This window comes from Bacillus sp. FSL W8-0183, assembly GCF_038006825.1.
Classification (GTDB): Bacteria; Bacillota; Bacilli; order Bacillales; family Bacillaceae; genus Bacillus; species Bacillus altitudinis.
In genome coordinates this window covers 3,955,502-3,961,952 of the sequence record NZ_JBBOVY010000001.1, presented here as the reverse complement: position 1 = coordinate 3,961,952, position 6,451 = coordinate 3,955,502, and the positions used below count along the sequence as shown (strand labels likewise).

Below are 6,451 nucleotides of genomic sequence, written 5' to 3'. Positions count from 1 at the left end.
AAGGCTTCTCCCCCCTCCTTTTCTTTTTAAAATGACCAGTATCAAACTGTTATAGAACACGAAAAAGAGCAAATGGTCATCACCATTCGTGCACATACTTTGTTGAAAACAATTAATATAGTAGAAAAACGTCTTTTCGACAAATTACACAGGTTGTGGATAAACAATTCAACAAGCTGTGTAATAACTTTCCACAGGTTATCCACAAATTGTGGATAAGATAAATAGGCCAGATAAGTAATTAAGAGTTAAAACACAAATATAATATCAAAATAAACAAGATGGTGCAATGGGTGTCACAAACTTATCCACACACTTTACATCCTGTTGAAAAATAATTATCCACATAGGTTATTTGTGTGAAAAAAATGTCGATAATGGATGTGGATAGTCAAAATATGCCGGAAAAATATCCACAACCTTGTTTTGAAGGTTTTTTTGAAGGAAAAAAAGAATAAAATGCTGGAAACTAAAAAAGAAGGTTTCTTCACTTGATAACTTGTGTTATGCTTATAAGGTTGATAATAAGAGTTTTATCATTGATATTGACAATCGATGGGTTACACAAATATAATGAGTTAGACTGTCTTAAACAGCTATTCCTCAGGGAGGTGTCATAAATGAAAAGAACGTTTCAACCAAATAACCGTAAGCGTAGTAAAGTTCATGGCTTCCGCAGCCGTATGAGTTCTAAAAACGGACGTCTAGTTTTAAAGCGACGCCGCAGCAAAGGTAGAAAAAAATTATCAGCTTAGGCCACTGAATAATGTCAGTGGTCTTTTTTACATAAAATCGTAAATGAACTGTCAGTTTTTATCGGAGTGGAAGAAAACATGAAGAAGCGAAACAGGCTAAAAAAAAATGAAGAGTTTCAAACAGTGTTCAAAAAAGGTCAATCAATGGCTAATCGCCAATTCGTCATTTATCAGCTGGACCAACCAAATCAAGAAGAACTGCGTTTAGGATTGTCTGTCAGTAAGAAGATAGGTAATGCAGTGATAAGAAACCGGATTAAACGACTGATCCGTCAGGTGTTCTTAGAGGAAGGTCATAAGCTAAAGCAAGAAAAAGACTACATTGTTATCGCACGAAAACCAGCAAGCGAATTGACCTTTGAAGAAACAAAGAAGTCTCTCCAGCATTTATTTAGAAAATCCGCTGTTTATCAACAACAACCGAAAAAGTCTTCGTAATAGAAACTTTCGTTGAATCAATTTTTAAAAGCGCTTCCTTCATCTAGTGAATTAAAATGAAACCACCACTTTGTAATGAAAAAATGTTACCATACTGATTAGGTGAGTCACTTTCGTAATCAATTCCAACTTAAATAAAGTTTGAAGTAATGGGAGGAATCTTGTTGAAAAGGCGATTATTACTAATATTTAGCTTGATTGGCGTATTGGTTCTATTGGCAGGATGTACACAAATCAATGAACCAATCACATCAGATAGTAAGGGATTCTGGAATTCGTACATTGTATACCCGCTATCTCAATTAATCACTTACATGGCAAACTTAACTGGTGAAAACTATGGTGTAGCGATTATTATCGTAACTCTTTTAATTCGTTTGCTTATTTTACCATTAATGATTAAACAATTAAGAAGTACAAAAGCAATGCAAGCACTTCAGCCAGAACTAAAGAAACTTCGTGAAAAATATAGCTCAAAAGATCAAAAAACACAGCAGCAGCTTCAACAGGAAACAATGGCTCTTTTCCAAAAGAATGGTGTAAATCCATTAGCAGGGTGTTTCCCAATCTTAATTCAAATGCCAATTTTAATTGGTTTTTATCATGCGATCATGAGAACAGCTGAAATCAAGAAACATACTTTCTTATGGTTTGACTTAGGCAGTCCAGATCCATTATTCCTGTTACCGATTATTGCAGGTGTAGCTACTTTTATTCAGCAGAAGCTAATGATGGCTGGAAATCCTTCGGACAACCCTCAAATGGCGATTATGCTTTGGGTGATGCCGATTATGATCGTTGTATTTGCAATCAGTTTCCCAGCGGCACTTTCACTGTACTGGGTTGTAGGTAACATTTTCATGATCATTCAAACGTTGGTCATTAAAACACCTCAAGTAAAAGTTGATACAAAAGAAAAAGCTGGCGGGAACAAAAAATGAAGGAAATAACTGCTGTCGGTCGCACAGTCGAAGAAGCAGTAGATTCCGGACTGAAACAAATTCAACTACTACAAGAAGAAGTGGATATCACAATAGTAGATGAAGGAAACAAAGGGTTTTTAGGATTATTTGGTAAAAGACAAGCTGTTGTCAAGTTAGTAGAAAAGCGAGATGCGCTCAAATTAGCAACACAGTATTTAGATAAAATTGTTAAATCAATTGATCCTAAAGCAAACATTGTTTCGAAAAAAGAAACGAAAAAGATCTCTTTTCACATTGATGGAGACAAAACTTCATTAATGATTGGAAAAAGAGGACAAACACTGTACTCTTTAGAAACCTTGGTGCAGTTAGTGTTTAATCGTTATTCTGATCAGTATCATCATATTACAATTGATATTGGAGATTATAGGAAGAAACGACAAGAAGCACTTGAACAATACGCAATCAAAACGGCAAATCGTGTTTTAAAAACGAAGAGAAAGGTTCATTTAGAACCGATGCCTTCGAATGAACGAAAAGTCGTTCATGATACGATTGCAGCATTTTCTAAAGAACTTGCCACGGCATCCGAAGATACAGGCAGCAAGCGTCATGTTGTGGTGATGTATAAAAAATAGCAGAAAGGCTAAGATTCAGCAAAGCTGGATTTTAGTCTTTTTTTATTGAAAAATTACCTTTTAATAGTAGATTCCTCCTTTATTTCTAAAAAGTTAGTGTGTTATTTAGATCGAAAACGTCATTTTCCCTTAGTTGCAAAGGGAGAAGGGCGTTTTAATTTATTGGATTTAGGTGTAAGATGTGAAGACAAGTTTAGAACGTCGTTATTCACATGTGGATAAGTTAAGTGTTAAAATAGACAGGGTGCAAAACTGTGGATAATTAAATGTGGGCTACTTTCGCTTCGCATGCATTTATGGTATCTTTAAATTTTGGATTAAGCGTTTTTGATATAGAGATGGACAACGTCCATTTAATAGATATAAGACTGTCTATTGAATAGAGAAAGAGGTGAATGAGCGGTGGATACAATTGCAGCAATTTCTACACCAATGGGTGAAGGGGCAATTGCCATTATACGTTTAAGTGGGCCTGATGCAGTTCAGATTGCTGATCGCATGTATAAGGGGCCTAAGGAGAAAAAACTTGTATCAGTGGATTCTCATACAATTCATTATGGTCATATTGTAGATTCAAGTACCGAGCAAGTGATAGAAGAGGTCATGGTGTCTGTATTAAGAGCACCAAAAACATTTACGAGAGAAGACGTTATTGAGATCAACTGCCATGGCGGAATTGTCACGGTCAATAAAGTCTTGCAGCTTGCTTTAAAAGAAGGAGCGAGATTAGCGGAGCCAGGTGAGTTTACAAAACGTGCTTTCCTAAATGGAAGAATCGACTTGTCACAAGCAGAAGCCGTAATGGACTTGATTCGTGCAAAAACTGACCGTGCGATGAATGTCGCAATTACTCAAATGGAGGGACGTCTCTCCGGTTTGATTAAACGTCTTCGTGGTGAGATATTGGAGACACTTGCCCATGTAGAAGTGAATATTGATTATCCAGAGTATGACGATGTTGAAGAAATGACACATCGAGTCTTAGTTGAAAAGGCGACATCTGTGAAAAAGGAAATTGAAGCGCTTCTAACGACTTCACAGCAGGGGAAAATCCTACGTGAGGGCTTATCTACTGTTATTATTGGAAGGCCAAATGTTGGGAAGTCTTCCTTATTAAATAGTCTTGTTCAGGAAACAAAGGCGATTGTGACCGATATTCCTGGAACAACCAGAGATGTCATCGAGGAATATGTGAATGTAAGAGGAGTACCGCTCCGTTTAGTAGATACTGCGGGTATACGTGAGACTGAAGACATTGTTGAGCGTATTGGGGTCGAACGATCAAGACAGGTCTTAAAAGAAGCTGACCTGATTTTACTTGTGCTCAATTATAGTGAAGAGTTATCTGAGGAAGATATTAAGCTATTTGAGGCTGTCTCAGGTATGGATATTATTGTGATTGTCAATAAGACAGATCTTGAGCCTAAACTTGAAGTAGAAAAGGTAAAAGAGTTAGCGAAGGATCGTCCGGTTGTTACAACATCTTTATTACAAGAAAAAGGGATTGATGAGCTTGAAATGGCCATTCAATCTTTATTCTTCACAGGCTCAATTGAAAGTGGAGATTTAACGTATGTGAGCAATACTAGGCATATTGCGCTCCTTCAAGAAGCAAAACAATCGATTGAAGATGCTCTAGAAGGAATTGAAATGGATGTACCGATCGACATTGTTCAAATAGATTTAACGCGCTGCTGGGAGCAGCTAGGTGAAATTATTGGGGATGCTGTTCATGAAAGCTTAATCGATCAGTTATTCTCTCAATTCTGTTTAGGAAAGTAAAGGGAGGAACAAAAGAAATGGGTTATGAAGCTGGCCAATATGATGTAATCGTCGTCGGTGCCGGTCATGCTGGTGTTGAGGCTGCTCTTGCTTCTGCAAGACAGGGCGCCAAAACACTTGTATTGACCATCAATCTCGATATGGTTGCTTTTATGCCATGTAATCCGTCCGTAGGAGGTCCCGCTAAAGGGATTGTCGTCAGAGAAATTGATGCGCTAGGCGGGGAAATGGCACGAAATATAGATAAGACGCACATTCAAATGCGTATGCTGAATACTGGAAAAGGACCTGCTGTCCGTGCGTTAAGAGCGCAAGCAGATAAGTTTCAATATCAGCACGAAATGAAAAAAACAATGGAAAATGAACCAAACCTAACAATGCTACAAGGGATGGTAGACCATTTAATTGTAGAAGATGATGAATGTAAAGGTGTTGTGACTCAAACAGGTGCAAATTATCGCGCGAAATCTGTTGTTCTAACGACTGGTACTTTCTTAAAAGGCCGCATTATTTTAGGGGATCTTTCTTATTCAAGCGGTCCTAATAATCAGCAGCCTTCCATTAAATTATCGGATCATCTAGCAGAATTAGGATTCGATTTGGTTCGCTTTAAAACTGGGACACCACCTCGAGTAAACAGCCACTCGATTGATTATAGTAAGACGGAAATTCAACCAGGTGACGATGTACCACGTGCGTTTTCTTATGAAACTGTGGAATATATTACAGATCAATTACCATGCTGGTTAACATACACGAGTTTAGAGACTCATCAAATTATTGATGAGAATCTTCACCGTTCTCCTATGTATTCAGGTATGATTAAAGGAACAGGCCCTAGATACTGCCCGTCTATTGAGGATAAGGTGGTTCGTTTTAATGATAAACCGAGACATCAAATTTTCTTAGAGCCAGAAGGGCGTAATACGCAAGAAGTGTATGTTCAAGGTTTATCTACAAGTCTGCCAGAGGATGTACAGCAGCGAATGCTGTCAACCATTCCAGGGCTTGAAAATGTACAAATGATGCGAGCGGGTTATGCCATTGAGTATGATGCGATTGTGCCTACACAATTGTGGCCGACACTTGAGACGAAGAAAATTTCTGGATTATATACAGCTGGCCAAATCAATGGTACCTCTGGTTATGAGGAAGCTGCAGGTCAAGGAATTATGGCAGGTATCAATGCAGGAAGAAAAGCATTGGGTAAAGAAGAAGTCATTTTAAGCCGATCTGATGCATATATCGGTGTTCTCATTGATGATCTTGTCACGAAAGGTACAAATGAACCTTACCGTCTTTTAACTTCTCGTGCAGAGTACCGCTTACTTCTGCGTCATGACAATGCTGATTTAAGATTAACTGAACTTGGATATAACATTGGTTTAATTTCTGAAGAGAGATTCCAAGCATTCACACAGAAAAAAGAGGCTATTGAAGCAGAGAAAAAACGTTTATATTCTGTCATTATTAAACCTACAGCAGAGACACAGGAATATATCCGTTCTCTTGGTGGAAGTGAATTGAAGGACGGTATTCGCGCTAGTGATCTGATGAAGCGTCCAGAGATGAACTATGAATCTGTTGTGAAACTAGCTCCTGCTGACACACCGCTTCCTGCTGATGTGTGTGAACAGGTAGAGATTCAAATTAAATATGAAGGTTATATTGAAAAGTCGCTCCAACAAGTTGAAAAGCTGAAAAAGATGGAAAACAAAAAGATTCCGGATCGAATCGATTATGATGCCATCAAAGGGATTGCAACTGAAGCGAAGCAAAAGCTAAAAGAAGTCCGACCGCTTTCTGTTGCACAGGCTTCTCGTATTTCAGGCGTTAACCCTGCTGATATTTCTATCCTTTTAGTGTATTTGGAGCAGGGACGTATTGCGAAGATAGCAGAGTAGAAAGGATGTCG

Annotated in this window: 6 protein-coding genes; all 6 read left to right on the top strand. The window is 38.1% G+C overall.

The window, feature by feature from the left end; translation table 11 throughout:
• Nucleotides 1-620 precede the first annotated feature (620 nt).
• Nucleotides 621-755 (top strand): 50S ribosomal protein L34, encoded by a 135-nt coding sequence (gene rpmH, locus NSQ64_RS20855; protein WP_008360908.1) that lies wholly within the window; start codon nt 621-623, stop codon nt 753-755.
• A 78-nt stretch (nt 756-833) separates the two neighbouring features.
• A complete protein-coding gene (gene rnpA / locus NSQ64_RS20850; RefSeq protein ID WP_008347592.1) occupies nt 834-1,193 on the top strand; it encodes a ribonuclease P protein component in 360 nt (119 codons plus the stop codon).
• Between the two features lie 158 nt (nt 1,194-1,351).
• Entirely contained in the window at nt 1,352-2,134 is a 783-nt protein-coding gene (gene spoIIIJ, locus NSQ64_RS20845) for a YidC family membrane integrase SpoIIIJ (protein WP_087976621.1), read from the top strand.
• Nucleotides 2,131-2,754 carry an RNA-binding cell elongation regulator Jag/EloR gene (jag, locus tag NSQ64_RS20840; protein WP_035390148.1) on the top strand — a complete coding sequence of 208 codons (624 nt, stop codon included), beginning with the start codon at nt 2,131-2,133 and terminating at the stop codon, nt 2,752-2,754. Before spoIIIJ ends, jag begins: the two co-directional genes overlap by 4 nt.
• A gap of 402 nt (nt 2,755-3,156) precedes the next feature.
• Nucleotides 3,157-4,536: a tRNA uridine-5-carboxymethylaminomethyl(34) synthesis GTPase MnmE gene (gene mnmE / locus NSQ64_RS20835; protein ID WP_341018204.1), complete on the top strand. Its 1,380-nt coding sequence runs from the start codon at nt 3,157-3,159 to the stop codon at nt 4,534-4,536.
• A gap of 17 nt (nt 4,537-4,553) precedes the next feature.
• Nucleotides 4,554-6,440 (top strand): tRNA uridine-5-carboxymethylaminomethyl(34) synthesis enzyme MnmG, encoded by a 1,887-nt coding sequence (gene mnmG, locus NSQ64_RS20830; RefSeq protein WP_039169033.1) that lies wholly within the window; start codon nt 4,554-4,556, stop codon nt 6,438-6,440.
• The last annotated feature ends 11 nt before the right edge of the window (nt 6,441-6,451 follow it).

Coding starts and splice junctions, on each gene's coding strand:
- rpmH (WP_008360908.1), top strand. CDS start 621: ATGAAAAGAACGTTTCAACCAAATAACCGTAAGCGTAGTAAAGTTCAT.
- rnpA (WP_008347592.1), top strand. CDS start 834: ATGAAGAAGCGAAACAGGCTAAAAAAAAATGAAGAGTTTCAAACAGTG.
- jag (WP_035390148.1), top strand. CDS start 2,131: ATGAAGGAAATAACTGCTGTCGGTCGCACAGTCGAAGAAGCAGTAGAT.
- mnmG (WP_039169033.1), top strand. CDS start 4,554: ATGGGTTATGAAGCTGGCCAATATGATGTAATCGTCGTCGGTGCCGGT.